24 protein-coding genes are annotated in these 25,876 nt (G+C 47.0%); 12 read left to right on the top strand and 12 right to left on the bottom strand.

Translation table 11 applies throughout. The annotated features are described in order from the left end of the window. Positions 1 to 6: 6 nt before the first annotated feature. The 4 genes from prfB to xerD form a co-directional block, all read right to left on the bottom strand. Positions 7 to 1,105, bottom strand: a protein-coding gene (gene prfB / locus J4N45_RS15765) for a peptide chain release factor 2 (RefSeq protein ID WP_156110994.1) whose coding sequence is annotated in 2 segments (ribosomal slippage) — positions 7 to 1,029 and positions 1,031 to 1,105 — 1,098 coding nt in all. Because the reading frame shifts where the segments join, the coding sequence is not laid out codon by codon here. A gap of 104 nt (positions 1,106 to 1,209) precedes the next feature. Next, entirely contained in the window at positions 1,210 to 2,949 is a 1,740-nt protein-coding gene (gene recJ / locus J4N45_RS15770; protein WP_252012404.1) for a single-stranded-DNA-specific exonuclease RecJ, read from the bottom strand. Positions 2,950 to 2,991: 42 nt separating this feature from the next. After that, positions 2,992 to 3,786 (bottom strand): bifunctional protein-disulfide isomerase/oxidoreductase DsbC, encoded by a 795-nt coding sequence (dsbC, locus tag J4N45_RS15775; RefSeq protein ID WP_252012406.1) that lies wholly within the window; start codon positions 3,784 to 3,786, stop codon positions 2,992 to 2,994. 30 nt (positions 3,787 to 3,816) lie between these two features. Continuing rightward, positions 3,817 to 4,725 carry a site-specific tyrosine recombinase XerD gene (gene xerD / locus J4N45_RS15780; protein ID WP_503055392.1) on the bottom strand — a complete coding sequence of 303 codons (909 nt, stop codon included), beginning with the start codon at positions 4,723 to 4,725 and terminating at the stop codon, positions 3,817 to 3,819. A gap of 158 nt (positions 4,726 to 4,883) precedes the next feature. On the opposite strand from xerD, the gene fldB reads away from it, so the two are divergent. Beyond that, positions 4,884 to 5,402, top strand: coding sequence for a flavodoxin FldB (fldB, locus tag J4N45_RS15785; RefSeq protein WP_234495224.1), 519 nt, complete (start codon positions 4,884 to 4,886; stop codon positions 5,400 to 5,402). Positions 5,403 to 5,462: 60 nt separating this feature from the next. Here fldB and brnQ read toward each other — a convergent pair whose 3' ends face one another. Continuing rightward, positions 5,463 to 6,773: a branched-chain amino acid transport system II carrier protein gene (brnQ, locus tag J4N45_RS15790; protein ID WP_252012408.1), complete on the bottom strand. Its 1,311-nt coding sequence runs from the start codon at positions 6,771 to 6,773 to the stop codon at positions 5,463 to 5,465. A gap of 294 nt (positions 6,774 to 7,067) precedes the next feature. Between brnQ and J4N45_RS15795 the strand changes: the two genes are divergently transcribed. Together J4N45_RS15795 and srmB are read left to right on the top strand one after the other, a co-directional pair. Beyond that, a complete protein-coding gene (locus J4N45_RS15795; RefSeq protein ID WP_252012409.1) occupies positions 7,068 to 7,790 on the top strand; it encodes a tRNA1(Val) (adenine(37)-N6)-methyltransferase in 723 nt (240 codons plus the stop codon). A 99-nt stretch (positions 7,791 to 7,889) separates the two neighbouring features. Continuing rightward, positions 7,890 to 9,119, top strand: coding sequence for an ATP-dependent RNA helicase SrmB (gene srmB, locus J4N45_RS15800; RefSeq protein WP_252012411.1), 1,230 nt, complete (start codon positions 7,890 to 7,892; stop codon positions 9,117 to 9,119). Between the two features lie 246 nt (positions 9,120 to 9,365). Here srmB and yaaA read toward each other — a convergent pair whose 3' ends face one another. Then, positions 9,366 to 10,139, bottom strand: a complete 774-nt coding sequence (gene yaaA, locus J4N45_RS15805; RefSeq protein WP_252012413.1) for a peroxide stress protein YaaA — start codon at positions 10,137 to 10,139, stop codon at positions 9,366 to 9,368. Between the two features lie 106 nt (positions 10,140 to 10,245). Next, a complete protein-coding gene (locus J4N45_RS15810; protein ID WP_252012415.1) occupies positions 10,246 to 11,685 on the bottom strand; it encodes an alanine/glycine:cation symporter family protein in 1,440 nt (479 codons plus the stop codon). A gap of 705 nt (positions 11,686 to 12,390) precedes the next feature. Between J4N45_RS15810 and J4N45_RS15815 the strand changes: the two genes are divergently transcribed. The 7 genes from J4N45_RS15815 (at position 12,391) to J4N45_RS15845 (ending at position 17,774) form a co-directional block, all read left to right on the top strand. Beyond that, on the top strand, positions 12,391 to 12,576 hold the full coding sequence (locus tag J4N45_RS15815) for a DUF3545 family protein (protein ID WP_234495219.1): 186 nt from the start codon (positions 12,391 to 12,393) through the stop codon (positions 12,574 to 12,576). A gap of 301 nt (positions 12,577 to 12,877) precedes the next feature. Continuing rightward, positions 12,878 to 13,645 carry a DUF3450 domain-containing protein gene (locus J4N45_RS15820; protein WP_252012417.1) on the top strand — a complete coding sequence of 256 codons (768 nt, stop codon included), beginning with the start codon at positions 12,878 to 12,880 and terminating at the stop codon, positions 13,643 to 13,645. Beyond that, positions 13,645 to 14,988: a MotA/TolQ/ExbB proton channel family protein gene (locus J4N45_RS15825; RefSeq protein WP_252012419.1), complete on the top strand. Its 1,344-nt coding sequence runs from the start codon at positions 13,645 to 13,647 to the stop codon at positions 14,986 to 14,988. The genes J4N45_RS15820 and J4N45_RS15825 overlap by 1 nt, the downstream gene beginning before the upstream one ends. Next, positions 14,978 to 15,565 (top strand): MotA/TolQ/ExbB proton channel family protein, encoded by a 588-nt coding sequence (locus J4N45_RS15830; RefSeq protein ID WP_252012421.1) that lies wholly within the window; start codon positions 14,978 to 14,980, stop codon positions 15,563 to 15,565. Before J4N45_RS15825 ends, J4N45_RS15830 begins: the two co-directional genes overlap by 11 nt. Then, on the top strand, positions 15,562 to 15,966 hold the full coding sequence (locus J4N45_RS15835; RefSeq protein WP_042473501.1) for an ExbD/TolR family protein: 405 nt from the start codon (positions 15,562 to 15,564) through the stop codon (positions 15,964 to 15,966). The genes J4N45_RS15830 and J4N45_RS15835 overlap by 4 nt, the downstream gene beginning before the upstream one ends. Then, the gene (locus J4N45_RS15840; protein ID WP_128648266.1) at positions 15,967 to 16,593 is read left to right on the top strand and encodes an energy transducer TonB; all 627 of its coding nucleotides are present in this window, start codon (positions 15,967 to 15,969) and stop codon (positions 16,591 to 16,593) included. Then, the gene (locus J4N45_RS15845; protein WP_252012423.1) at positions 16,590 to 17,774 is read left to right on the top strand and encodes a tetratricopeptide repeat protein; all 1,185 of its coding nucleotides are present in this window, start codon (positions 16,590 to 16,592) and stop codon (positions 17,772 to 17,774) included. The genes J4N45_RS15840 and J4N45_RS15845 overlap by 4 nt, the downstream gene beginning before the upstream one ends. A gap of 80 nt (positions 17,775 to 17,854) precedes the next feature. On the opposite strand, the gene J4N45_RS15850 is transcribed toward J4N45_RS15845, so the two are convergent. The 3 genes from J4N45_RS15850 to nfo form a co-directional block, all read right to left on the bottom strand. Further along, the gene (locus J4N45_RS15850; protein ID WP_252012425.1) at positions 17,855 to 18,406 is read right to left on the bottom strand and encodes a hemerythrin domain-containing protein; all 552 of its coding nucleotides are present in this window, start codon (positions 18,404 to 18,406) and stop codon (positions 17,855 to 17,857) included. A gap of 97 nt (positions 18,407 to 18,503) precedes the next feature. Next, a complete protein-coding gene (ung, locus tag J4N45_RS15855; protein ID WP_252014706.1) occupies positions 18,504 to 19,181 on the bottom strand; it encodes a uracil-DNA glycosylase in 678 nt (225 codons plus the stop codon). A 356-nt stretch (positions 19,182 to 19,537) separates the two neighbouring features. Continuing rightward, positions 19,538 to 20,386 carry a deoxyribonuclease IV gene (gene nfo / locus J4N45_RS15860; protein ID WP_252012427.1) on the bottom strand — a complete coding sequence of 283 codons (849 nt, stop codon included), beginning with the start codon at positions 20,384 to 20,386 and terminating at the stop codon, positions 19,538 to 19,540. Between the two features lie 372 nt (positions 20,387 to 20,758). Between nfo and grcA the strand changes: the two genes are divergently transcribed. Then, entirely contained in the window at positions 20,759 to 21,136 is a 378-nt protein-coding gene (gene grcA, locus J4N45_RS15865; protein WP_112459559.1) for an autonomous glycyl radical cofactor GrcA, read from the top strand. A 202-nt stretch (positions 21,137 to 21,338) separates the two neighbouring features. On the opposite strand, the gene tyrS is transcribed toward grcA, so the two are convergent. Beyond that, the gene (gene tyrS / locus J4N45_RS15870; RefSeq protein ID WP_252012429.1) at positions 21,339 to 22,526 is read right to left on the bottom strand and encodes a tyrosine--tRNA ligase; all 1,188 of its coding nucleotides are present in this window, start codon (positions 22,524 to 22,526) and stop codon (positions 21,339 to 21,341) included. A 128-nt stretch (positions 22,527 to 22,654) separates the two neighbouring features. Here tyrS and shyC point away from each other — a divergent pair, with 128 nt between their 5' ends. Next, the gene (gene shyC, locus J4N45_RS15875; RefSeq protein ID WP_252012431.1) at positions 22,655 to 23,944 is read left to right on the top strand and encodes a peptidoglycan DD-endopeptidase ShyC; all 1,290 of its coding nucleotides are present in this window, start codon (positions 22,655 to 22,657) and stop codon (positions 23,942 to 23,944) included. A gap of 61 nt (positions 23,945 to 24,005) precedes the next feature. Here shyC and J4N45_RS15880 read toward each other — a convergent pair whose 3' ends face one another. Further along, positions 24,006 to 25,811, bottom strand: coding sequence for an AMP-dependent synthetase/ligase (locus tag J4N45_RS15880; RefSeq protein ID WP_252012433.1), 1,806 nt, complete (start codon positions 25,809 to 25,811; stop codon positions 24,006 to 24,008). Positions 25,812 to 25,876 lie beyond the last annotated feature (65 nt).

The raw sequence follows: 25,876 nt of genomic DNA on the forward strand, positions 1-25,876 counted from the left end.
AAAAGCTTACAGGCCTGATTTTAGGCTAGCTTCGATAAATTTGTCCAAGTCGCCATCAAGAACCGCTTGAGTGTTGCGATTTTCAATGCCAGTACGCAAGTCTTTGATGCGTGAATCATCAAGTACGTAAGAGCGAATTTGGCTGCCCCAACCGATGTCAGATTTAGCATCTTCGTTCGCTTGCTTCTCTGCATTTTGCTTTTGCAGTTCATGCTCGAACAGTTTTGCACGTAGCTGTTTCATCGCTTGATCTTTGTTTTTATGCTGAGAACGATCGTTCTGACACTGAACCACGATGTTAGTAGGAACGTGGGTAATACGAACCGCAGATTCCGTGGTGTTAACGTGCTGACCACCCGCACCAGACGCGCGGTATACGTCGATACGAAGATCAGACGGGTTGATCTCGATATCAATGTTGTCATCAATCTCTGGATAAACAAACGCAGACGCAAATGAAGTGTGGCGACGGCCGCTTGAGTCAAATGGAGACTTACGAACCAGGCGGTGAACACCTGTCTCTGTACGTAGCCAGCCATAAGCGTACTCGCCTGATACCTTCACAGTTGCGCCTTTAAGGCCTGCAACTTCACCTTCTGATACCTCAATGATTTCTGTCTTGAAGCCTTTCGCTTCTGCCCAACGAAGATACATACGTAGCATCATGTTGGTCCAGTCTTGTGCTTCCGTGCCACCAGAGCCCGATTGCAAGTCAATGTAGCAATCTGACGCATCGTGATCACCAGCGAACATACGACGGAACTCAAGCTTCTCCAGCTTAGCTTCCAGTTCAGCAAGTTCTGGTTCAATTTCATCGAAGGTTTCTTGATCTTCTTCTTCAACCGCAAGCTCTAGAAGACCGTCTACGTCTTCTACACCTTGGTCAAGAAGGTCGATGGTTTCAACAACCGCTTCCAATGAGGCACGCTCTTTACCTAGTGCTTGCGCACGCTCAGGCTCGTTCCATACATCCGGTTGTTCAAGTTCTGCGTTGACTTCTTCTAGACGCTCTTTCTTAGCGTCATAGTCAAAGATACCCCCTCAGGATATTTGTGCGTTCAGACACATCCTGTAGGCGATTTTTGATAGGATTGATTTCAAACATATTTGCTCAGCATTTATGAGTAGAATTTAACCGCAGAATTCTACTCAAAAATGTGACGAAGATACAGGAAAATATCGATTTTCCTTGACCTATTTCATGAGCCCCTAGCGAGGCTCAATATGGTCGACCATCAGTTGCAGTGACTGGTTTCCACGAAACTCGTTGATATCCAGTTTATAGGCAAGGGTGACGGTTTTTACTGAGGCATCTGGCCAGCGTCGTAGATCCACATTAAAGGCGATCGCATCCAGCATAATATTGGTACCAAACCCTTTGTGCATGGGCTCGACCATCAGCTTAAGATGCTTCTCACCAACCAGTTTTTGATGCAGCACCTTAAACTCACCATCAAATACAGGATCTGGGAAAGCTTGTCCCCATGGACCACCAGCACGAATCTGTTCTGCCGTGTGCATAGAGAACTCTTCTGGTGTTAACTCACCGTCTGACAAAATAATTCCCTTCAGCGCGGTATCGCCAAGCTCCTCACGCACCACTTGATCAAACAGCTTACTAAAGCGCTCAAAGTCTTTTTCCATGATGGTGAGACCCGCCGCCATCGCATGGCCGCCAAACTTCAAAATTAGCCCAGGGTTTTGCGTATCAATTCTGTCGAGCGCATCGCGCATATGCAAACCTTGAATCGAGCGACATGAGCCTTTGATCGTGCCCTCGCCGCCATCTGCAAACGCAATCACAGGGCGGTGAAATTTATCTTTGATTCGAGATGCCAAGATACCAATCACGCCCTGATGCCAATCTCGCTGAAAAAGCGCTAAACCATAAGGTAGCTCTGATTTGTCACTGATTTGCAAACGCTCACAAAAAGCCAGAGCCTCTTGCTTCATTCCTTCTTCGATATCTTTTCGGGTTTGGTTAAGACCATCGAGTTCGCTCGCCATACGACGCGCCGCATGGATGTTATCCGACATGAGTAGCTCGACGCCAAACGACATGTCGTCCAAGCGGCCCGCAGCATTGATACGCGGACCCAGCGCAAAACCGAAATCAGCCGCCACCAGTTTTCGCGCATCACGTTTTGCGATCTCAATCAGAGCTTGAATACCCGGTCTGGCCTTGCCCGCACGAATACGTTGTAGTCCTTGGTGCACCAAGATGCGGTTATTCTCATCCAAAGGAACAACGTCAGCGACCGTGCCAAGTGCCACCAAATCGATAAGCTCCATGAGTTTAGGCTCAGCCATACCCTGCTCTGCAAACCAGTTGCGCTTTCGCATATAAACGCACAGTGCCATCATCAGATAAAATGCCACCCCAACGCCTGCCAGCGCTTTGGATGGGAAACCGCACTCATTGAGGTTTGGGTTTACCATCGCATCAACGTTAGGTAACTCAGAGCCTGGTAAGTGATGATCCGTAACCAACACCTTGATGTTATTATCTTTGGCGTATTGGACACCTGAGATAGAAGACACGCCATTATCGACCGTCATGATCACTTCAGCACCAATCTCAATCGCCTGATCGACGACCTCCGGGCTCAGACCATAGCCGTCTTCAAAACGGTTAGGTACCAAATAGTCAACATTGCGACTCCCGAGCATACGCAATGCCAATACTGAAAGCGCCGAACTTGTCGCACCGTCAGCATCAAAGTCTCCAACCACAATAATGCGCTTTTGCTGCTCAATCGCGTCAAATAACAGTGCAACGGCGGCGTCAATACCCGCCAATTGTTGGTAGGAGTGTAACCCTTTGGCGGCTTTTTCTAGTTGAGAAGCATCAGAGACTCCGCGACTGATGTATAAGCGGCGCAGCAAAGCAGGAATGGAGTCTGGAAGTGCGGAAATATCGACTTCAGGACGACGTTGGATTTCTATCATAAAGTGTATTGGGCCCCGTAATCGGAGCCCTTATCCTAGTTCTTATTTGATTTGTTCTAGACGTTTAATCAGGTCTGCCGGTGGAAGGTAGCCACCCACCATTTCGCCGTTTGGCAAGAAGATCGCTGGCGTACCGCTAATGCCCAGTTCACGGCCAAGGTTGTAGTGCTTTGTAACCGTCTCTTGGCACTGTTTAAGATCACCATCGAATGTCGCTTCTTTGCGATTCACTTTTGCATCATGCATCGCCGCAGCTGGGTCTTCTGAACACCAGATTTTAGCCATTTGTTCTGCCACCGAACCCGTAGCACCTTGGCGAGGATAAGCTAAGTAACGAACTGTGATGCCTAGGTCGTTATAGCCTTCCATTTGACTGTGAAGGCGCACGCAGTATCCACACGTAATGTCGGTGAAGATAGTCACCACGTACTTTTCGTCTTTGGCTTTATACTCAATCACACTGTCAGAAAACGCAGCGATTTTCTCTGCGTTGATTGGCGCTTGGCGCTCAGCAATCACGTCTTTGTAATTACCTTCTGCATCAATGGAATAAAGCGTACCTGCAATAAAATGGTCACCTGTAGGGGAAGCAAACAGAATGCCTCCTGGGGTTCTCACTTCCATTAAACCTGGGATATCAGATGGGACGATCTCGGAAATCTCAATACCAATTTTGGCAAAACGATCTCGAATCGCCGCTTCATCTGCCTGAGTGTTCATCTCTGCTGCGACCGCCGCTGGCACTGGCGCGGCTTGAGTAGCTTGCGTCTCTTCAGCTCCGCAAGCTGTTACGAAAAATGGCAGAGAGAGTAGAGTTAAGCGGCGTAGTACGCTCATTAAAATCACCTTTGTATAGAAAACGTTAAATTAAGCCCTTGGATGATGCTGGCTATGAATGTTCTTCAATCGCTCTGTTGCTACATGAGTATAAATTTGTGTCGTAGATAAGTCACTATGCCCCAATAACATCTGTACGACACGCAGATCTGCCCCATAGTTCAAAAGGTGCGTCGCAAAAGCGTGTCGCAACACGTGAGGCGACAACAATTCGGTATCAATATCCGCCAGCACAGCATAGAACTTAATACGATGCCAGAAAGTTTGCCGGGTCATTTGTTTGGCGCGCTTGCTCGGAAAGACCACGTCTGACGTTTTCTCGCCAAGCAGTAGCGGGCGTCCTTTTTCAATAAACTCCGAGATCCAATCGACGGCATTTTCTCCCATTGGGACCAAACGCTCCTTGTTGCCCTTACCGACCACACGCACCACACCTTGTCTCAGACTGATGTTTTCCATGGTCAGACTGACTAACTCGGTGACACGAAGTCCCGTCGCGTAAAGAAGCTCTAGCATGGCTTTGTCGCGAAGCTCAATCGGGTCGTTAGGATCTGGCGACTCCAACAGGGCGGTAACTTGATCCTCGGTCAGGTCTTTCGGCAGACGCTTCGGGAGCTTCGGGCTAACCAATAAAGCGGTGGGATCATCGGAGCGAAGCTTCTCCCTATGAAGATATTGGAACAGGCGACGAATCGCAGACAGCATCCTAGCTCGTGAACTTTGTTGGTAATTTTGATCTGTCAGCCACGTTTGGTACTCCTGCAAGCCAGATAAGCTGATGAAATCCAACCTGTAGTTGTGTTCATGCATCCACTTCAATAACTTAACCAGGTCATTTCGATAAGATGCCAGGGTGTTTTCTGACAATCCTCGCTCCATCCACATGGAATCTAAGAATTGTTCCACTAGCCCCTGATCTTGGATATTCACGTCGCTCACGACTACCTCTTGGATGTTTATACAGTACTTTCAACAGAGTAAGCGAGAAAAAACAAGAATGCTATAAAAAACAACAAGCAGATCAATAAGCGCTGCAAAGATGGGCGAATTCAGAGTAGAATCACTGCCACTCATTACAACAGCGATACAGTGAAGTTATGAAAATAGGTTTATTTTACGGTTCATCAACCTGCTACACCGAGATGGCGTCAGAAAAAATACGCGAGATCATTGGTCCAGATATCGTGGACATATTTAACGTAAAAGACACACCTATTTCCAAGATGAGCGACTACGATCTACTTATCTTAGGGATCTCTACATGGGATTTCGGCGAACTCCAAGAAGACTGGGGCGGGATATGGGATCAAATCGGTGGCGTGTCACTAAGCGGCAAGGTCGTGGCATTATTCGGCTTAGGCGATCAAGAAGGCTATGGCGAATGGTATCTGGATGCAATGGGAATGCTTCATGAAGAGCTTAAGCCAACAGGTGCGCAGTTCATTGGCTACTGGGATAACCAAGGCTATGAGTTCGAGGCGTCTAAAGCGCTGACCGAAGATGGTAGCCAGTTTGTCGGTCTCGCTCTAGACGAGGACTCACAATATGAGCTGAGTGATGAGCGTATCGCCACTTGGTGCGAACAGATCCTCGTCGAGTATCAGCAAACGCTTTAAACCTGAATGACAAAAAAACGGCGCCTAACAAGGCGCCGTTTTTATATTGATACTTAGTGATTAAGCCGCTTCTTGTTCTAGCTTCTCATGGTTACGACCTACAAAGCACATACAGATGATAGCGGCAACCGTTGGCATTACCCAGCCCATACCAACGCTAAAGAGTGGCAATGCATTAAAGAATGACACATCAATACCCGTTACTTTTGCGGCATCAATCATAGCGAACGACAGAGACACAAGAATAACCACGCGGTATGCCAATTTCGGGTTTGCTAGGTACTTGCGAGCAAATGTCAATGCCACTAGGGCAATGGCAACCGGATAGAGTGCGAACAGTACTGGTACAGACAGAGAAATCAGCTGAGCCAGACCAATGTTGGCTACAACCGCACACGCCACGCCAATGATAACGACCCATTTCTGATAGCTGATTGACGTTAGCGAGCTAAAGTAATCTGAACATGCAGAGATAAGACCAATCGCCGTCGTCAAACAGGCCAATAGAACAATAACAGACAGAACAATCTGACCATATGGACCAAACAGAGCCTGCACATACTGACTTAAGATAGCGCCGCCATTATCTGCACCCGCTGCAACCGTTGCACTAGTTGCCCCTAGATAGAACAAAGAGATATACACAAACGCTAGACCCGCAGCAGCAATAAGCGCAGAGCTGATCAGGTATTTAGTGGTCGCAGCTTGCTCAGTAATGCCTTTCTTGCGCAGCGCATCGACAATCAACATACCAAACATCAACGAACCAAAGGTGTCCATTGTATTGTAACCCTCAAGGAAACCTTTTGTCAGTGGCTGACTTAGGTACTCACCAACCGGTGCAATCATCTCGCCTTGTGGGTCAATAAACACCGCACCCGCCAAAACAATCAAACCGATAAACAATACCGGAGTTAACACCTTACCGATTACATCGATCAACTTACCCTGTGACCATGCAAATGACATAGCCACAGCGAAGAACAAGATTGAGAAAATCGTTAGGTGCATTTGCGCCGCATCAGCAAAGAATGGACGAATAGCCATTTCATAGGCCACAAGACCCGTACGCGGAGCTGCGAAAGCTGGACCAATGATAATAAAGATAAGGACAGCGATTAGAGTCGCTGCTTTCTTCGGCAGATCTTTCGTGAGGTGCTCCCAAGAGCCCCCAGCCACTGCAACAGCAATAATGGTAATAAGAGGAAGACCTACTGCAGTGAGAAGAAAGCCAGTCATGGCTGGTAGCAGGTTTTCACCCGCCAATTGACCCGCTAGAGGTGGGAAAATGATGTTGCCCGCGCCTAAGAAAAAAGCAAACAGCATAAAGCCGACTGCTATAATATCTGTTGTTTTTAACGTCTGTTTCACAGATATGCCCTTACTTGTTATGTTGTGTCTGCCGCAGCACTCTTAGTTGCCACGTAAAATTAGGCGGGCATGATGAACAATCGATGATTAATAAGCAATAGAAGCGGTGATAAACACCACATTAATTTGTTGTTACAGTTAATTGGCAGTTTGATCCACTAATTTTAAACTAAAAGGTAAATTTTTATCTTGATCATTTTCTCACACACATCGCTTACATGCAGAGCATTTCACTACTCAATAATTTAACAATAGTGACAAACCCTTAAAAGCAAACGATTAACAAAATAAACTATGATTTGTAGCACGACAAAAACTAAAGGCTTTCAATTCAAGCAGTTCTCTATACACGATGGCAACTCAGGAATGCCTGTCAGTACTGATGGTGTTTTACTGGGGGCATGGGCAAGGTTTCATTCATCTGACACCCTATTGGATATTGGTACCGGCACCGGACTACTGACCTTGATGCTCGCCCAGCGATTTATCGATTCAGTAATCACTGCTGTCGATATCGATGAGACTGCCATTGTCGATGCAACCTATAACATTCAGCAGTCACCATGGCACAAACGCATCACTGTGCTCCACTGCGATATATTGGCGCAACCATTTGAACACCGTTTCGATGGCATCATCTGCAATCCGCCGTATTTCAATAGCGGAGAGACCGCGAAAAATAGCCAGAGAGCAACCGCTAGACACACACATACCCTCTCCCATGAGCATTTGCTTGATCGTTGTGACCAGCTCCTGAATAAAGAAGGAAGTGCTAGCTTTATACTACCTAAAGTCGAGGGAGAGCAATTCATCGATCTTGCCCAGCACAAAGGCTGGCACTTGAATCGAATTTGCTATGTACAGGCAACCATCAACAAGCCGTGTAACCGATTACTGTTTACGCTGAAGAGGCACTCTGAAGCCTGTGATGAAGAACGCCTCATTATTCATAGCGCATCTGGCGGATACTCCGAGGACTTTATTGCCCTAACCAAAGATTTTTACCTTAAAATGTAAGTGCGCCGCGCCTCGGTTTGAGTATAATAGCCGCCCTACTTTTTCCCTGATCGATGTTTTTTTGCTCGGGGGCAACCTACGTCTTGTGGAGACACTACCGTGATCAGAACCTTTGCCGAACTAGATTTAGATCCAATCCTTTTAGAAGCGATTGAAGAAATGGGCTTTAGCCGCCCTACCGAGATCCAGGCTCAGGCTATTCCACAAGCATTAGATGCACGTGACATTCTCGCTTCAGCGCCAACAGGCACGGGTAAAACGGCCTCGTTCGCTATCCCTGCAATTCAATACTTGCTCGACTTCCCTCGTAAAAAAGCCGGTCCAGCACGTATTTTGATTTTGACTCCTACTCGTGAACTTGCGATGCAGGTGGCAGAGCAGGCAACAGCGCTGGCGAAATACACTCGACTTAAAGTTGCAACCATCACAGGCGGCGTTACCTATGACTCACACGCCTCCACACTTGCCGAGACTCAAGACATCGTCGTAGCGACGCCGGGTCGTTTGATGGAGTATATCGAGGCAGAGCGCTTTGATTGTCGTGCCATTGAATGGTTAGTATTAGATGAAGCTGACCGTATGCTTGATCTAGGCTTTGGCCCAACGGTTGATCGCCTATCAGCAGAATGTCGCTGGCGTAAACAAACACTGCTTTTCTCAGCGACGCTAGAGGGACGCGGTGTAGAAGGCTTTACAGCTGATCTTCTAAAAGAGCCTGCTGAACTCGAAGCGCAGCCATCGACGCGTGAGCGCAAGAAGATCACCCAGTGGTATCACCGCGCCGATGACGCCGCACATAAGCTTAACCTGCTCAAACACATCCTGACTGAGCAAGCTCAGCGCACCATAGTGTTCGTAAAAACCCGTGAGCGCTTAGGCGAGCTGCGCCAGCAATTGGATAGTTCTCAGATCCCATGTTCTTGGATCCAAGGTGAGATGCCGCAAGATCGCCGTAACAACGCCATCAGTCGTTTCCGCGATGGCCAAGTGAACGTTCTGCTCGCAACCGACATCGCTGCTCGTGGTATCGACCTGCCAGATGTTTCTCACGTTATCAACTACGACATGCCGCGCAGTGCTGACGTCTATCTGCACCGCATCGGTCGTACTGCTCGGGCAGGTAAAAAAGGCATTGCTATCTCTATTGTAGAAGCCCACGATCAACCAATGATGGATCGCGTCGCTCGCTACACTAAAGAGACTATCAAAGAGCGCTTCATCGACGGCATGCGTCCAACGCACAAAAAGCCAGTCTTCAAGAAGAAAAAGCCGAAGAAAGACGACAAGAAAAAAGCGGTGAAGAAAAAGAAAAGCGCTAAGAAGAAATAACGAGCGCGCCACTCTAGATATAGCTCTATCAAATAATAACTACACAACTAGGTATGTTGTAGTCCCTAATATGCGTCATCCCCTTGAAAAAGGGGATCTTTCACCGCAAGTGACTCACTTAATTTGAGAGCGACACTCGCGGCCAGAGATCCTCACTTTCGTGAGGATGACGAAGTATAATTTGAGCATGACGAGATATACCGCGAGCATTAGCTAGTTACTTCTGCTTTATCTCGACTCCACTAATCACTGCTCTTCGCGCTTAAACACCAGTTCCGTCGCCGTCGATTCTTCTTCAACAAAGTAGTAGCCCGCAACATCGAATGCCGTCAGTTTATCAATCGAATCAACACGGTTCTCGATGATGTAACGTGCCATCATACCGCGCGCTTTTTTAGCGTAAAAACTGATAACCTTGTATTGGCCGTTCTTACAGTCTTTGAATACCGGCGTGATCACCTTACCGTCAAGCTGCTTTGGCTTTACTGCCTTGAAATACTCGTTTGAGGCTAAGTTAACCAATACATTGTCGCCCTGCGCATTCAATGCATCATTAAGCTTGTTGGTAATGATGTCACCCCAGAATTGGTAGAGGTTGGTTCCGCGCTCATTAGCAAGCTTGGTTCCCATCTCAAGACGGTAAGGTTGCATCAGATCCAAAGGTTTGAGCATGCCATACAAACCCGACAGCATTCTTAGGTGCTGCTGAGCATAGTCAAAATCGTCTTCCGACAAAGTCTCGGCTTCAAGTCCCGTATACACATCGCCCTTGAATGCCAAAATGGCTTGGCGTGCGTTATCGGTCGTGAAGGTTTCTGACCACTCTTCAAAGCGGGCGACGTTAAGCCCTGCGATCTTGTCACTCACCTTCATAAGTGCGGAGACATCGGCAGGCGTTAATTTACGACACTCTTTAATCAGCTCTGCAGAATGCTCGATCAACTCAGGTTGAGTAAACCTTTCTGTCGCAAGTGGTGACTCGTAATCAAGGGTCTTAGCAGGTGAAACAACAATAAGCATGACTTTACTCTTTTAATATTGGTTTGCTTCAGTATAAAAAAAGCCATGCACTTTCATCAACGAAATAGTGCATGGCTTAATCTATTTTTGAGATAGGTAAAAGCGATTACTTGTTCGCCGTTTCCTTGTTGTTATCCCAAATACCTTCTTCAAGCTGAGATTTCAGCTCAGGGTAGTCATTCGCATCAAAGGTCGGAACCTTCCCTGCTTTCAGTTGCTGGTTGTAGTCTTTCGCCAGCTTAATCACGATACCTGACAGCAAGATAATCGCTATCAAGTTGACAATCGCCATCAGACCCATCGAAACATCGGCTAGCGCCCAAACCATTGGCAGCGTAGCCATCGAACCGAACATCACCATACCCAGTACAATAATGCGGAACACACCAAGACCCGCTTTGTGGTTGTGCTCAAGGAAAATCAGGTTGGTTTCTGCGTACGAATAGTTAGCAATGATCGAGGTAAATGCGAAGAAGAAAATCGCAACCGCAACAAAGATACCGCCCCAATCACCAACCTGAGAGCTCAGCGCTCGCTGGGTCAGCTCGATACCCGTCACCTCACCATGTGGTACATACTCACCTGACATCAGGATAATAGCCACAGTTGCGGTACAGATAACAATGGTATCCGTGAACACACCTAGCATCTGAACGTAACCTTGAGATGCTGGGTGTGGCGGATATGGTGTTGCAGATGCCGCCGCGTTTGGCGCAGAACCCATACCCGCTTCGTTCGAGAATAGACCGCGTTTGATACCTTGAATCATAGCTTGAGCAATTGCGTAACCTAGACCACCAGCCGCTGCTTCTTGCAGACCAAACGCACTCTTGAAGATGTAGGCAAGGACTTCAGGAACCTTCTCGATGTTCATAAACATCACTACGAAAGCAAGAACAAGGTAAGCCAAAGCCATCACAGGAACGATAAGCTCTGCCGTACGAGCGATCTTGCGCACACCACCAAAGATGACGAATGCAGAGATAAGTACAATCACCACACCGACAATCATTGGGTCAAAGCCAAACGCTGTGTTCATCGCATTGGCGATAGCATTGGCTTGTACTGCGTTAAATACCAAACCAAAAGCGATGATTAGGAAGATAGAGAACAGCACGCCCATCCAGCGCATGCCCAGCCCCTTTTCCATGTAGTAAGCAGGACCACCACGGTAGTTGCCATCATCATCTTTGGTTTTGTATAGCTGTGCTAGGGTACTCTCAGCAAACGAGGTTGCCATACCGAGCATAGCAATTAGCCACATCCAGAAAATAGCACCCGGACCACCAGCGGTTAGTGCGACTGCAACACCAGCCATGTTACCAGTACCAACACGTGCAGCTAGGCTTGTACAAAGAGCTTGGAAAGAAGAGATGCCTGCTGTGTCAGCTCTGCGGCTGTTTTTCAGCACACTGAACATGTGACCGAAATGGCGGAACTGAATAAACCCGAGGCGCACTGTAAAGTAAATCCCCACACCTACGAGTAGATAAACCAGAATCGATCCCCAAAGTAGATCGTTCATTAAATTGATAACGTCTGTCACTTTAAACCTCACTTAAAGTTAGAGTCCGAGCTGCACTTCCAAGTGCGTCCTAAGTGCCATGGTTATCTCCATCCGTGAAGTTTTGTTAGTTTCTCTGTTTTTCACGGCAACTTAGCTTGTATTTCTTACCACTTGAGAACGGCATACAAGTCGGCGTATTTTTTGACGGGGCGGATTTTGCAGGCATGCCACGTAAAAATCAATACGCAATGATATGTATATATTTGTTATTTTTCACCATAAAATCACGAAAAGTTAACAGTTAGCAAAGCAATTAACTTTCAAAGCCGTCCCAAAACCATAACATTTCACCAACAACTAACAAGCATAGTCAGCGACAAGTCACTCTGCTGAGAAAACGCGAGCAAACCTTGTTACCACAACGGCTAGCGCTTATTTTACAAAACGGAATACTTTTTACTCACTCTCAGGCAATGAGAACGTTTCTCGTAGCACGAACTCTCTGCCCTACGGCTCCACTTGCACACGGTTTTAACAACATAGCACCACCAACTCTTTTTCGTTTTGTGATTCAAGCGGTTATTTTTTGCGCAACCGTTTGGCTCAAAAGTGTGAGATTGCGTTCAAAATGGCATAAAAGATTCATAATCACGAAACAAATGAGAAACATATCAAAGTTAGTCTGCGTAAGAATATGGTACTTAAAGGTCTCCGTAGGGAGAACAACAAAAGTAGAGGTAGCTTATGGACGGCTTTGAACTGGAAGACATTGCGGAAATGGATGCACCGAGAGCCCGCGCGGGTCGCTCGAAACCTGTCAAAAGAAAGTGGCGCGAAATTGAAGCCATCAAAGACAGGCAGCGTCTGCAAAAAGAGCTCAACGATATGGATATCGGTTTGGACTTCTCATTGGATGATGTAGACCTATAACCTATCCCACATTCACCATAGAATTTTCGGTAACGACGAGCCTGAAACGTCGCTGCTGATGACAACCAAAGCCCTCCTTAGCGAGGGTTTTGTCTTTTATACAGGTCATCTTTTTCTTACGTAAAAGAGATAACTAATTGACGAAAGTCAAATGATAACTCATATCAATATCATTTACTCTGTATTTCTGCTCGCTATTGACCTACAATACGCCCTCGTTTCGAACGACAGCATCGCTTCGCTTTGGACATCACCCCAACACATTATCGGTACTTTCTAGTAACAGCAGAAGGCTATAGAAATGAACAAGACGGCTCTTCGTCTCACTTTATGCTCGCTACCATTGCTGACCATCAGCTATATGACGAGCGCCAACGATCTCAACAGTGCTCGCAATGTCGAAGCACAAACCATCACACAGAGCGCGCAAAGCCAAGCTCGCATCAATAAAAGCAGCGATAAGGCATTCGAACTGAAGTCTGACATTGCCATGCTTGAGCAAGAAGTTGCCAACCTAGAAGTCTACGAGCGTCACCTAAAAGCCGTCGTTGGTAACCAAGAAGAAGAGATGGCGAGCATCAATGTTCAGCTCGAGCAAATCAGCGACACGCGCCAAGGCGTTGTGCCTTTGATGTATCAAATGCTTGAGGGGCTTGAACAACATATTTCGAGCGACAAGCCAATTCGTCAAGATGTACGCCTTGCAAGACTGGAAGAGCTTAAAGCACTGATGCCTCAAGCTGATGTCAGCGATGCCGAAAAATACCGTCGCATCCTTGAAGCCTACCAAATTGAAATGGATTACGGCATCAAGCTAGGCAGCTACCGTTCACTTATTAATGTAGGCAGTGAAATTGAAGCTGAGCAGTTGTACCTAGGCAGATTGTCACTGGTTGCTCGCAGCCTTGATAGAAACCAATACTGGACATGGGACAGCAACCAAAACAGCTGGGTTGTGGTTGACGCTGCGCTTGCTCCGCAAATCGATAAAGCCTTTGCGATTGCAAACAAACAAGCCTCTCCAGCTCTGATTGAGCTACCGGTTTCTCTACAGAAGGATCCAAGCTAATGCGTAACACAGTATTGATGGCCGCGCTGATCGCATTTGGCTTCTCTCAACCAAGTATTGCTGCCGACTCACTGACGTCGAAAGCACAAACTGCACAGCAACAAGAAAAAGCCCACAGCAGCGAACGTGAAGCGAAGTTCAAACAAGAAGAACAAACGCTAGCGGCACGCAAAGCGGAGCTAGAAAGCCGTAAAGCGCAACTTGAAGCAAGCATTGAATCACTTAGCAATGCGTTTTCTGACAATGAGCGCACGCTAGCTGAGCAGCAAAAGAAACTGCACCTTGAAACCGGCAGCTTAGGTGAACTGTTCGGCGTCGTTCGCCAATCAGCGAAAGAACTTCAAGTTGAGCTAGAGCAATCTGTCGCTAATACCGAACAGCCTGAACAAATCAAAGCGATAGACGATATTGTTGCCGCTAAAAAACTGCCTTCAATTCAGGAGCTGACCGGCCTTTGGAATGCTTACCAAGCGCAAATCGCCTCAAGCGCGACCTATGCTGACGTGAAAGTCCCATTTGTTAACGGCGCCGGTGAAATTACCACGATTAACGCCACCCGCTTAGGCAACTTTGCCCTGCTTGCAGAGCACGGTCCGGTTGCTTGGGATGGCAAGCTTGCCAGTGATTTCCCTCGCTTACCGAAAGAAGTCCCGACTTCAGCGGATACAGCGGGCATAGTAACAGGTCAAGCACCTGCTGTTATCGACCCGAGTCGCGGCGATATTTACAAGCAACTTGCTGATAACCCAACACTTAGTGAGCGATTCGCTCACGGTGGTATCGTCGGCAAAATCATCGCTGGTCTATTTGCGATTGGTATGATCATCGCTCTGTATCGTGCTGTAGTTCTTACTACGACAGAACAGAAAATCAAGAAACAGCTTAAGTCACCAGAAGCGCCAACCGATAACCCGCTAGGTCGCGTACTAGGCGTCTACAACAGCGAGAAACAACTGCACGTTGAAGCACTTGAGCTAAGACTGCTTGAATCCATTATGGATGAGCAGCAGCACTTAGAACGCGGTTTGAGCATGCTAAAACTTCTCGCAGCTCTAGCACCTATGCTCGGTCTGCTAGGCACAGTCACCGGCATGATTGAAACCTTCCAGGTGATCACTCAGTTTGGTAACGCCGAGCCAAGAGTCATGGCTGGCGGCATCTCAATGGCGCTGGTCACTACGGTACTGGGTCTTATCACGGCAATGCCACTGCTACTTGCTCACAACCTACTGAGCTCAAAAGCAGAAGCCATTCGCAACGTTCTTGAAAGACAAAGTGTCGGTCTGGTTGCACAGCAAGCTGAAGCGCAAACCACGGAGAGCAAGCAAGCGTATGCCGCATAACCTCTTCAGTTGGTTGCCAGGAAGCGAGCACCTAAACCAGTTTATGACGCAAGGTGGGCCAGTATTATGGTGGCTGGCCGCCGTAGTGTTTATATTTTGGGTGGTCGCGATTGAGCGCGTGATTTACTTTGCCAAGATATTCCCGTCAGAACGCAAGCTCTGGGTCAATCAATGGGCCGCGCGTCAAGATCACTACTCTTGGTATGCACAATCACAGCGTAATGCCATGCTCAGCGAGGCAGAAAACAAGCTCAAGCAAAACATAAACCTGCTGAAGTGCTTACTCAGCCTCTGCCCGATGCTAGGTCTGCTTGGTACCGTAACCGGCATGATCACTGTGTTTGATACGCTCGCGGCACAAGGCAGCGCGCAACCAAGACTCATGGCTGCAGGTATTTCAATGGCAACCATCCCTACTATGGCAGGTATGGTTGCAGCACTGTCAGGTATGCTTGCCTTTTCCCGTATTCAAAAATGGAGCAGCAAAAGCCTGCTTCAACTTGAGCAGTTGCTAAGAAGTGAACGCCAACATAGCCATGTTCACGCTAGCAAGGCTGCGGATGGAGACTCACAATGAGATTAGGTCACCGAAGAAAACAAAATGAAGAAGCCAATATCGATATGACGTCCATGCTGGATATCGTCTTTATCATGCTGATCTTCTTTATCGTAACAAGCTCATTTGTTCGTGAGTCGGGTGTTGATGTGAATCGCCCGCAAGCAAGTCACGCTGTGAGCCAAAAAGACGCGGGGATATTCGTTGCCATTACCTCTGCCAATGACATCTACATCGACAAACGTCGTGTGGATGTAGAACGTGTCCAAGCGACTATCGAGAAGCTACTACTCGAGCAGCCGAATGCCTCAATGGTGATTCAAGCTGACAAACACGCCTTCAACGGCACAGTCGTCGAGGTGATGGATAGCGCAAAAGGTGCGGGTGTCACTAAGATCGCCTTGGCAACGGAGAGTCCATAGATGATTCGAGTTCTTGCGAGCATACCGCTCGCAGCCGCGCTCGCGATTGCCCTATTCTCGTTTATGAGCTGGATGATCGATATTGGTCCCAAGTCCAAGCCAGATGAAAAGCCAAGGCTAAGCTATGACTTGGTCATGGTAGAACCCGACAGTGAAACCGCGAGACGCCAACGTACACTGCCTGAGCCACCAAAAATGCCATCGACACCGCCTTCCGCAGCTGTCGTAGAGCAAAGCTCGCAGGTATCCAGTGTACAAACGCCAAGCACGCCGCAGTTACCAAACATCTCGGTATCAACCTCGGTTGCTGGTGTTTCCTTGAATGCGCCGACCGTTCCTGACATTGGTCAGAACCAACAGGTCATGCCGCTACACCGTAAAGAGCCGCGTTATCCGCGTCGAGCTTTGCAGCGTAACATTCAAGGCTACGTCGTGATGTCATTTACTATCGATGAACGCGGTCGCCCAACGGATATTGAAGTGGTGGAAGCCAATCCAAAACGCATGTTTGAGCGTGAAGCTATGGTTGCTCTTAAGCAATGGAAATACCAGCCTATGGTGGTCAATGGCGAGGCGACGCCTCGTGTTGGTCAGACTGTGAAACTAGAGTTTAAGTTAAATCAATGAGTAAACGTTTATTGGCGCTCTCAGCCTTATTTCTTAGTGTGATAAGTGGCAGCGCATTCGCCAACCAAGAGCTCGGCATGCGAACTGCGGCTCAGGTATCTAAAGCGTATGAATTAGAGCAAGAAGAGAAACTTGGCGAGGCAATCACCTTGCTTGAAGGTTTGCAGCCAAACGCAAGCTTCGACCGTGCTTATGTTGCTCGTATGCTGGGTATTTATTACTGGCAGGCGGAGCAACCGAGCAAAGCCATCACTCAGCTACAAATCGCCGTCGACACCAAAGCCTTTAAAGACGAACAAGGCTGGCAAACAGAGCGTATGCTTGCCGAGCTTTTGCTCTCCGAAGATATGCCAGAAAAGGCGTTAGTTCATTTTGACAACCTCACTAAGACAGCCGAGAACTACGAAAAGCTATCGAAAGAGCAGATAACGGGTGTATGGTTAAACAAAGCTCGCGCTCACTACCTGCTCCAACAGTGGAGAGCGCTGCTTGCCTCAATCAAGCATTACCACCAGTTGGACAGCACGCCGAAACTGCAACCACTGAGTCTACAGCTCACCGCGGAAATGCAGCTGAATCATCTAAAGAGTGCAATCCTAACCACCCAGAAGCTACTCGCGTTACAGCCTGATAATCTGATGTGGTGGCAGCAACTAAGCTCTCTATACATGCAGACTAAGCAATACAAGCTCGCACTCGCAACACTTGTATCGGCAGAGCGCGCTGGCATTGAAGTACCTGACAACCTGCAACTGAGCAAGGCACAGCTTTATTCTCAGCAAGGTATTCCAGAGAAAGCTGCGCAGGCTTATGCCAACCTGCAGCTGAAAGAGACGGACATCGATACGATTATCAAACAGGCGAGACATTGGCAGATGGCGCGTGAGTGGTCAAACGCGCAAACCGCTTGGCTCGCTGCGGCGAGACTCAACGCCAAATACTACGAAGAAGTGTCACGTCTTGAGTTGCAACAAGGGGATTTTAAGCAAGCTTTGAGCTCACTAGCCAAAGTTCAGGGCATGCCTGAACAGGAAAGATTACTCTTAGAAGCGCGAGCCTATGTGGGCTTGAAAGACTACGCGAAAGCGACCAAGGTTGCCGAACAGGCACACAGAGTCAAGCCAACAACACAGAGTGCAGATTGGCTGCAATACCTACAACAGATGAGCCAAGCTCACTAATGGTGGCCAAAATTAATCGCTAATCGCACCTTACGATGCTTGATTCCCTCTTTATGAGGGAATCGTCGTTTTTAGAGCAGCTAAACACTCTCGAATTCGTTTTGTCTTACTCGCTGAGCCAGCTGTTTATAGCGGTCTGCAATGGTCTCACCAAACACGGGATCATCTTCCACTATCGTCCACTGACTCTCTACTGTTTGCCAATCATGAGTGGTAAATCGCTTCTCTATCAAAGGCAAAACAGACTGCTCTTCAAGGTCTAAATGTCGCTTCTGATCTTGAATAAACTCTGACAGCCTGCCAATAAACAGTTCTTGAGGTACCACCGCATCGTGCAGAATCATCTCGACAATATCGAGAAACGAATGGGTCTTGGCCGATAAAGCTTGATGGTCTGACTCTAAGTTATCGATCTGCTCCTGCGAGCCATACTTTTCGATAAAGTAATGATAAAGAATGTCTTCTTTCGGGTGGTGGATTTTTTCAGAGTGATTTGCGAGGTAATCAACGATCTCTTTGATCACCCCATAATTGATAGGTTGCTCTTTTTCGAGTAAGTGCAATTTTCGATTTAAAATCGCGAGCAATCGCACCATATAGCCGTGCTCGCGCCTAATCCTTTCGATCATCATAATCCTGCTCCCAATTTCCATACTCTTTATAAGTGTATAAGAGAATCAGGCAACGTGTTTTGATGGTGCTCGAAAAATCGTCAACTTAAAGATAATGCTAGTCGAGTACTGGCTGCCAATTGATAGCAGGCTTACCAAGCTCTTCTAGCAAATGGTTCGTCTTGGAAAAATGACCACAACCAAAGAAACCTCGACGCGCCGAAAGCGGCGATGGATGCGGCGCCGTCAATACATGATGTCTTTGACGATCGATCATCGATCCTTTCTTTTGAGCATGCGCACCCCAAAGCAAGAATATGATGTTCTCGCTGTTTTGATTTAGCGCTTCTATCACTCTGTCAGTAAAGGTTTCCCAACCCAACTTGGCGTGAGAGTGTGCTTGCCCCTGCTCGACCGTGAGCACAGTGTTTAGAAGCAGTACGCCCTGGTCGGCCCAGCTTTTGAGATAACCATGCCCTGGGATCTCGAACTCAGGAATATCTTGAGCGAGTTCCTTGTAGATATTGACGAGCGACGGCGGCGTCTTCACACCCGGAAGTACCGAGAAACAGAGACCATGCGCCTGATTGGGACCGTGATAAGGATCTTGACCAAGAATCACCACATTCACATCGGCAAATTCAGTAAATTGAAATGCATTGAACACATCGCTTGCTGGTGGATAGATGATTTTACCCGCGTCGCGCTGCTGCTCCACAAACTCAAGGGTTTGCTGAAGGTATGCTTGCTGTTTCACTTTACCGATGACGTCTTGCCAGGTGAGTGTTGTCATTATCGTCCCCAAGATGGTGAAATCTGGGGCGTAGTCTATCACTCAATGGAGGGTCACCACTACTGTCATTTGGCTTTATGCCACGCACCTTTGACGCGTTTTTTGAACGTCGGTGCTGTTATCTAATGCGTCAGTTTATCAATGGTGCTGATTCTTCATCTGTGGCGTTCGGTAGTGCCCGTGACAATGAATATGACGGTTAGGACTTGGATAACGTGATGAACGTGTTGTACTTGGTCTTGGAGCAGCTGGACGAGTCATATGGCACCTACCTTATAAAGTCACAGAATTATGCAACATGCATGTAATTCATTATGAAAGAAAGATGCCAAAATGCTTAATAGAACAGCAAAAAAAGATCAATTAATTGCAAACAGTCTCAATTGCTGGATCTCATCGGCCCAGATTTCAGGCTCTATTGTCTCTAAAATCAATGGGATAGAGTCAAATCTAGGATCTTTTGCGATATACTCAAAACAGTCCCATCCAATCTCACCTTTCCCAAGCGATTGATGGCGATCGACCTTACCTGCTAAAGGTATCTTTGAGTCGTTTAGGTGCATAGCCCTCAAATAGTGCATACCGACAACACGATCGAATTCAGCAAACGTCGCCTCACACGCCTCTTTGGTTCTAAGGTCATAACCCGCCGTAAACGTATGGCACGTATCAATGCAGACACCAACCCGCGATTTATCATCTACCTTATTGATAATGTGTGCGAGATGTTCAAAGCGCCAACCTAGGTTTGTACCCTGTCCCGCCGTATTCTCAATCACGGCAATCACCTCAGGTACCGCTTGGTGTGCAAGATTGATCGATTCTGCAATCCTGTCCAGACACTCTTGTTCTGAGATCTTCTTCAAGTGACTACCGGGATGGAAGTTCAATAAGGTCAGCCCGAGCTGATGACAGCGTTCCATTTCATCAATAAAGGCGGCGCGTGACTTTTCGAGTTTCTCTTGCTCTGGTGCACCTAGGTTTATCAAATAAGAATCATGCGGAAGAATTTGTTCCGCTCGGAAGCCGTATTTTCGACATTCCGCTTTAAAGTTTTGAATCACTTTTTCATCCAGTGGCTTTGCCACCCACTGACGTTGATTCTTGGTAAAAAGCGCAAAGGCATTGGCCCCAATGTCACTTGCTCTTTGTGGCACATTATCCACACCACCCGCTGCCGAAACATGCGCTCCAATAAATTTTTTCATGTCGTTTGATACCCGATCGAGATCACATTTTTAGAACTGTTATTTAGCGATCTTATACTTTCAGTTTGAGCTATGGAAACCCTTGATTTTAGGTATAGCGATGAATAAATAAACTCATTTTGTAGTTTTATTACAACAAAATGAGTATTCAAATAAATTTTAAATATTAAAATATCATTTTAAAGCACCATTTTTAAAGGTTTAGTTGACCTTAATCAAAAATTTAACCATGAAGTTTTTAATGTTTTTTGTTGTATTTTGATCTAAATCAATACTAAAATACCCACAACGAGTTATACATAAGCCAGCTCAACAAAATTTGAAAATTAACACCATATAAATGCCACTCTGAAAGTGGATTAGGAGATAGTGATGATTCAAGGTATCCAAATTACTAAAGCAGCAAACGACGATCTACTAAACTCAATCTGGTTGATCGACGGCGAGAAAAACGAAGCACGTTGTGTTGCAGCAAACGCTGGTTTTGAAGCTGACCAAGTTATCGCAGTTAGCGATCTAGGTGAGTACGAAAGCCGTGAAGTTGCTATCGAAGCTGCTCCAAAGATCGAAGGCGGTCAGCACCTAAACGTGAACGTTCTTAAGCGCGAAACTCTAGAAGACGCAGTAGCTAACCCAGAGAACTACCCACAGCTAACAATCCGTGTTTCTGGTTACGCAGTGCGTTTCAACTCACTAACGCCAGAACAGCAACGTGACGTTATCGCTCGTACCTTTACTGAGTCTCTATAATTAGAGACGCTAAGTAAACAGATACTAAAAAACAGACGCACAAGCGTCTGTTTTTTTTATGCCTGTAAATCGGCAATCAACCGATACAAAAAAACCTCCCGAAGGAGGTTTTTGATGCGCATTGAATAAACACTGTAGTCTGTACTGTGTCATCCCTGCGCAGGCAGGGATCTTCTCAAAGCGCCCTCACAGCATCTAAGTATTACTTCAGCGTCACGCGAGCAAACTTACGTTTACCCACTTGGTAAACCGCTTGGCCTGCTGCTGGTACTAGCTTAGTGTCTTCAACTTTTTCGCCATCGATCTTGACCGCACCTTGGCGGATCATACGCATAGCGTCAGACGTTGAGCTCACAAGGCCCGCTTCTTTTAGTAGGTTACCGATTGGAAGGCCCGCGTCGAAGTCGAACTCAGGCATCTCTTCTGGCATCGCACCTTTTTGGAAACGGTTGATGAACTCTTTTTCCGCCGCGTCAGCATCTGCTTCTGAGTGGAAACGAGCGATGATTTCTTTCGCTAGCAAGATCTTAACGTCACGAGGGTTTGCACCACCTTCAACATCTGCTTTGAACTGGGTAATCTCGCCTAATGGACGGAATGAAAGCAGCTCGTAGTAGCTCCACATCAAATCATCAGAGATAGACATGATCTTACCGAACATTTCTGATGGCGCTTCACTGACACCGATGTAGTTGTGAGCAGACTTAGACATCTTCTTCACGCCGTCTAGACCAACTAGTAGTGGCATAGTAAGCACAACTTGTGGTTTTTGACCGTGCGACTTTTGCAGTTCACGACCCATAAGTAGGTTGAACTTTTGGTCTGTACCACCAAGCTCTACATCCGTCTCCATCGCTACTGAGTCGTAACCTTGAAGCAGTGGATACATAAATTCGTGGATTGCGATTGGCTGGTTGTTGCCGTAACGCTTTTTAAAGTCATCACGCTCAAGCATACGAGCAACAGTTTGGTTTGCAGCAAGGCGAATCATGCCCTCTGCACCAAGCTCAGATAGCCACTCAGAGTTAAATGCAATCTTAGTCTTTGCAGGATCTAGGATTTTGAATACCTGCTCTTTATACGTTTCTGCGTTACGCAGTACGTCTTCACGAGTTAGCGGTGGGCGAGTCGTGTTTTTACCCGTTGGGTCGCCAACCATACCGGTGAAGTCACCGATCAGGAACGTCACGTCGTGGCCTAGGTCTTGGAATGCACGTAGTTTGTTCAAAATTACGGTATGGCCTAGGTGAATATCTGGCGCAGTTGGATCGGCACCCAGTTTAATGCGAAGAGGACGGTTCTCTTTTAGCTTCGCAATCAGTTCTTCTTCTGGAATTAGCTCGTCAACACCGCGTTTGATTTCAGCCAACGCTGCTTCAAGGTTCGCCATTCTTGTTCACTCCCACAGATTTGGCAAAAATATAATAGTTGGACATCTTACTTGAATAGCGATGTTTTTTGAAACCAGTTAGACTATTTGGTTTAGGAAATTTCAAAATAATGTTGAATTAAACGCTCATGGTCTCTGTTTTTAAGCGCTTGCCTTGGCTCCATCGCGCGCTCATCGCCTTTTTTAGTGCCATTATCGTCGTTGCACTGTTTCTGCCAGATATCTCAGAGCTGGATGATAGAAACGACCGACTCGAAATTGGCAAGCACTACGCGCTCTCCATTGATAGCGATGCATTCCCAATTGGTAATGCTGCACCGCCGACCGTGGTGTTAAAGTGGGAAGAGCATACCGTTCGCTCCGGTGAGAGTGCGGCAATTCTATTTCAACGTCTTGGACTCTCTCCTCGCCTGCTTCACGATCTTATCTATACCAATGATGATATTAAGCAGCAGCTTTCGCGTTTGCGCCCCGGTGATAAGCTTACCTTTGGTTTTGACGAAAACAGCGACTTCGTGCAATTAAAGCGCCGTATCAATGACTATGAGACCTTCAAGGTCACCAAAACCGATAAAGGCTTTGCCTCTAGCTGGGACAAAAAACAGGTCGACTACCAATACAACTATGCGCAAGCGGAGATCAGCTCAAACTTCTGGAACGCCGGAATCGGCGCAGGATTGACCGCCAACCAAATCATGGAGCTTGCGGGTATTTTTGGTTGGGATATCGACTTTGCGTTAGATATCCGCTCTGGCGACTACTTTAAACTACTGTATCAAGAGAAAGTCGTCGAAGGCGAAGTGATTGGCCGTGGTAAAATCATCGCCGCTATCTTTAAAAACCAAAATGACACGTTTACCGCCATCTTTGATGACAAAACAGGTAACTATTACGACGAGAACGGTCGAGCGATGAAAAAAGCATTCTTGCGAGCACCACTCGACTTTAGGCGTGTAACGTCAAACTTCAATCCGAACCGTCGCCACCCAGTCACAGGTAAAGTTCGAGCTCACCGAGGCACCGATTATGCTGCTCCAGTTGGTACACCGATCTGGGCAGCAGGCGATGGTACGGTAATCAAATCTAGCTATAACCAGTTCAATGGTAATTATGTGTTTATCAAACACAGTAACACCTTTATTACCAAGTACTTGCACCTACAGAAACGTAAGGTAAAAACCGGGCAGCGTGTAAAGCAAGGACAGACTGTAGGAACACTTGGGGGCACAGGTCGAGTGACCGGTCCTCACCTCCATTATGAATTCTTGGTTAATGGCGTTCATAAGAATCCAAGAACGGTCAAGCTTCCACAATCTAAGTCTTTAACAGGCAAAGCGAAGCAAACCTTCTTAGCCAATGCGCAGAACCGCCTCAATACTTTAGACCGATACAGCGAACTGCTTTACGCCAACAACTAAAAAATCAAAGCAACAAAAAAGCCCCGAGCATTGCTCGGGGCTTTCGTTTACTTAGAGTGTATTACTTGCTTGGTGCGTCGCGATACATCTCTTCGATTTCGTCCTGGTAACGGTCGTTGATGACTTTACGGCGCAGTTTCTGCGTTGGTGTCAGCTCACCCTTATCCATAGAAAAGCCTGTTGGTAGCAGTTTGAACTTCTTCACCTGTTCAAACTTAGCCAGTTCTTTTTGCAGCTCGGTAATGCGTTTCTCAAACATCTCAACCACTTCATGATGCTTAATCAGCTCCAGACGGTCTTGATATTTGATATTGAGCTCTTTGGCATACTCTTCCAGTGTATCAAAGCACGGTACGATCAAAGCAGAAACAAACTTACGGGTATCAGCGATAACCGCAATCTGCTCAATGTAATGGTCTTTACCGATAGCGCCTTCAATAGCTTGCGGCGCAATGTACTTACCATTTGAGGTCTTCATTAGCTCTTTGATGCGATCAGTGATAAACAGATTACCCTGCGCATCAAATTCACCCGCATCACCTGTCTTCAAGAAACCGTCAGCATCAAAGGTCTTCGCAGTTTCTTCAGGTAGCTTGTAATAGCCACGCATGACCATAGGACCACGGACGAGGATCTCATTGTTGTCGCCGATCTTAACCTCAGCACCTGGCATTGGCATCCCAATAGAGCCTGGGTTATAGCAGGTATCATCCCAACAAGAAACCGTCGCTGTGGTTTCGGTCATGCCGTAGCCTAGCTTGACGTTGATACCAATCGCTTGGAAAAAACGACCAATGGTTTCGTCAAGTTTAGCGCCGCCACATGGCATAAAGTTAATACGACCGCCAAGCAGCTCACGCAGTTTAGCAAGCACGATCTTGTCTGCCAGCGCGTAGCTTTTCTTTAGCAAAAAGGATGGCTCGACATTATCTTGGCGGCATTGCGCCATTTTCGCACCCATGTTTACCGCCCAGGTAAACAGGATCTTGCGATGAATTGGCGCTTTAGATACACGTTCATGAATCGCAGAGAAAATCTTCTCGTAGAAGCGTGGCACCGCACTCATTACCGTTGGGCGAATTTCGCCTAACGCGTCACGTACCTGCATTGTGTCTTGCAAGTAGCAGTTCGTGCCACCTTTATACAAGACGTAGAATGTCCACGCGCGCTCAAACACATGAGAGAGCGGAAGGAAACAAAGAGACACATCGCTCTCGCTTAAGCTTAGTCTCTCATCGTGTCCGCGAAGCTGTGCTGCAATGTTTGCATAGTCAAGCATGACACCTTTTGGCTGACCCGTTGTCCCTGAGGTATAGATCAGCGTCAGTAGATCGTCGTAGTTAGCTTGTGACAAACGCTCTGTGAGTTCTGACTGATTCTCGATACTGGCATCAGCAATAAACTGCTGCCAACTCACCGAGAAGTTGTTGTCTTCAACCACGATCTCTTCACTCATCGCAACGATGAGTTCTAGCTGCTCACATTCATGAAAAATAGATAGCGCTGCATCGTATTGCTCCTGTTCACCAACAAAGAGAATACGTACATCCGCATTTTGAACGATATAACTGGTTTGAGCTGGCGTATTGGTAGGGTATAGCGGCACAGTCACTGCGCGCACTTGTAATGCAGCCAAATCAGCAATGGTCCATTTCGGCATGTTGTTCGAAATGATACCAATCTTATCTTGAGGTTGGATTCCTTTTCCAATCAGAGCCAGAGACAACGCATCAATGTTGACTCCAAACTCCTTCCAGCTAATCCCTTGCCACACATTGTTGATTTTATGTCGTAAGGCGATCTTGTCGCCACCTTGTGCGATTCGGTCACGAATCTTCTTTACAATATGGAAATCTAAATTAGCCATGTTCTATCTTTACCTTTTAGCTTACACATGTAAGCCTTTTGAGCGCACAAGTGTACATCTGCCGC

The sequence above is a fragment of the Vibrio sp. SCSIO 43140 genome (genome assembly GCF_023716585.1).
GTDB lineage: Bacteria > Pseudomonadota > Gammaproteobacteria > Enterobacterales > Vibrionaceae > Vibrio > Vibrio maritimus_B.

Bases quoted from the DNA above. Each gene is read 5' to 3' on its own strand.
- recJ (WP_252012404.1), bottom strand. From the start codon at position 2,949: ATGATAGAAATCCAACGTCGTCCTGAAGTCGATATTTCCGCACTTCCA.
- dsbC (WP_252012406.1), bottom strand. From the start codon at position 3,786: ATGAGCGTACTACGCCGCTTAACTCTACTCTCTCTGCCATTTTTCGTA.
- fldB (WP_234495224.1), top strand. From the start codon at position 4,884: ATGAAAATAGGTTTATTTTACGGTTCATCAACCTGCTACACCGAGATG.
- J4N45_RS15795 (WP_252012409.1), top strand. From the start codon at position 7,068: ATGATTTGTAGCACGACAAAAACTAAAGGCTTTCAATTCAAGCAGTTC.
- yaaA (WP_252012413.1), bottom strand. From the start codon at position 10,139: ATGCTTATTGTTGTTTCACCTGCTAAGACCCTTGATTACGAGTCACCA.
- J4N45_RS15815 (WP_234495219.1), top strand. From the start codon at position 12,391: ATGGACGGCTTTGAACTGGAAGACATTGCGGAAATGGATGCACCGAGA.
- J4N45_RS15820 (WP_252012417.1), top strand. From the start codon at position 12,878: ATGAACAAGACGGCTCTTCGTCTCACTTTATGCTCGCTACCATTGCTG.
- J4N45_RS15825 (WP_252012419.1), top strand. From the start codon at position 13,645: ATGCGTAACACAGTATTGATGGCCGCGCTGATCGCATTTGGCTTCTCT.
- J4N45_RS15830 (WP_252012421.1), top strand. From the start codon at position 14,978: ATGCCGCATAACCTCTTCAGTTGGTTGCCAGGAAGCGAGCACCTAAAC.
- J4N45_RS15835 (WP_042473501.1), top strand. From the start codon at position 15,562: ATGAGATTAGGTCACCGAAGAAAACAAAATGAAGAAGCCAATATCGAT.
- J4N45_RS15840 (WP_128648266.1), top strand. From the start codon at position 15,967: ATGATTCGAGTTCTTGCGAGCATACCGCTCGCAGCCGCGCTCGCGATT.
- J4N45_RS15845 (WP_252012423.1), top strand. From the start codon at position 16,590: ATGAGTAAACGTTTATTGGCGCTCTCAGCCTTATTTCTTAGTGTGATA.
- J4N45_RS15850 (WP_252012425.1), bottom strand. From the start codon at position 18,406: ATGATGATCGAAAGGATTAGGCGCGAGCACGGCTATATGGTGCGATTG.
- nfo (WP_252012427.1), bottom strand. From the start codon at position 20,386: ATGAAAAAATTTATTGGAGCGCATGTTTCGGCAGCGGGTGGTGTGGAT.
- grcA (WP_112459559.1), top strand. From the start codon at position 20,759: ATGATTCAAGGTATCCAAATTACTAAAGCAGCAAACGACGATCTACTA.
- tyrS (WP_252012429.1), bottom strand. From the start codon at position 22,526: ATGGCGAACCTTGAAGCAGCGTTGGCTGAAATCAAACGCGGTGTTGAC.
- shyC (WP_252012431.1), top strand. From the start codon at position 22,655: ATGGTCTCTGTTTTTAAGCGCTTGCCTTGGCTCCATCGCGCGCTCATC.
- J4N45_RS15880 (WP_252012433.1), bottom strand. From the start codon at position 25,811: ATGGCTAATTTAGATTTCCATATTGTAAAGAAGATTCGTGACCGAATC.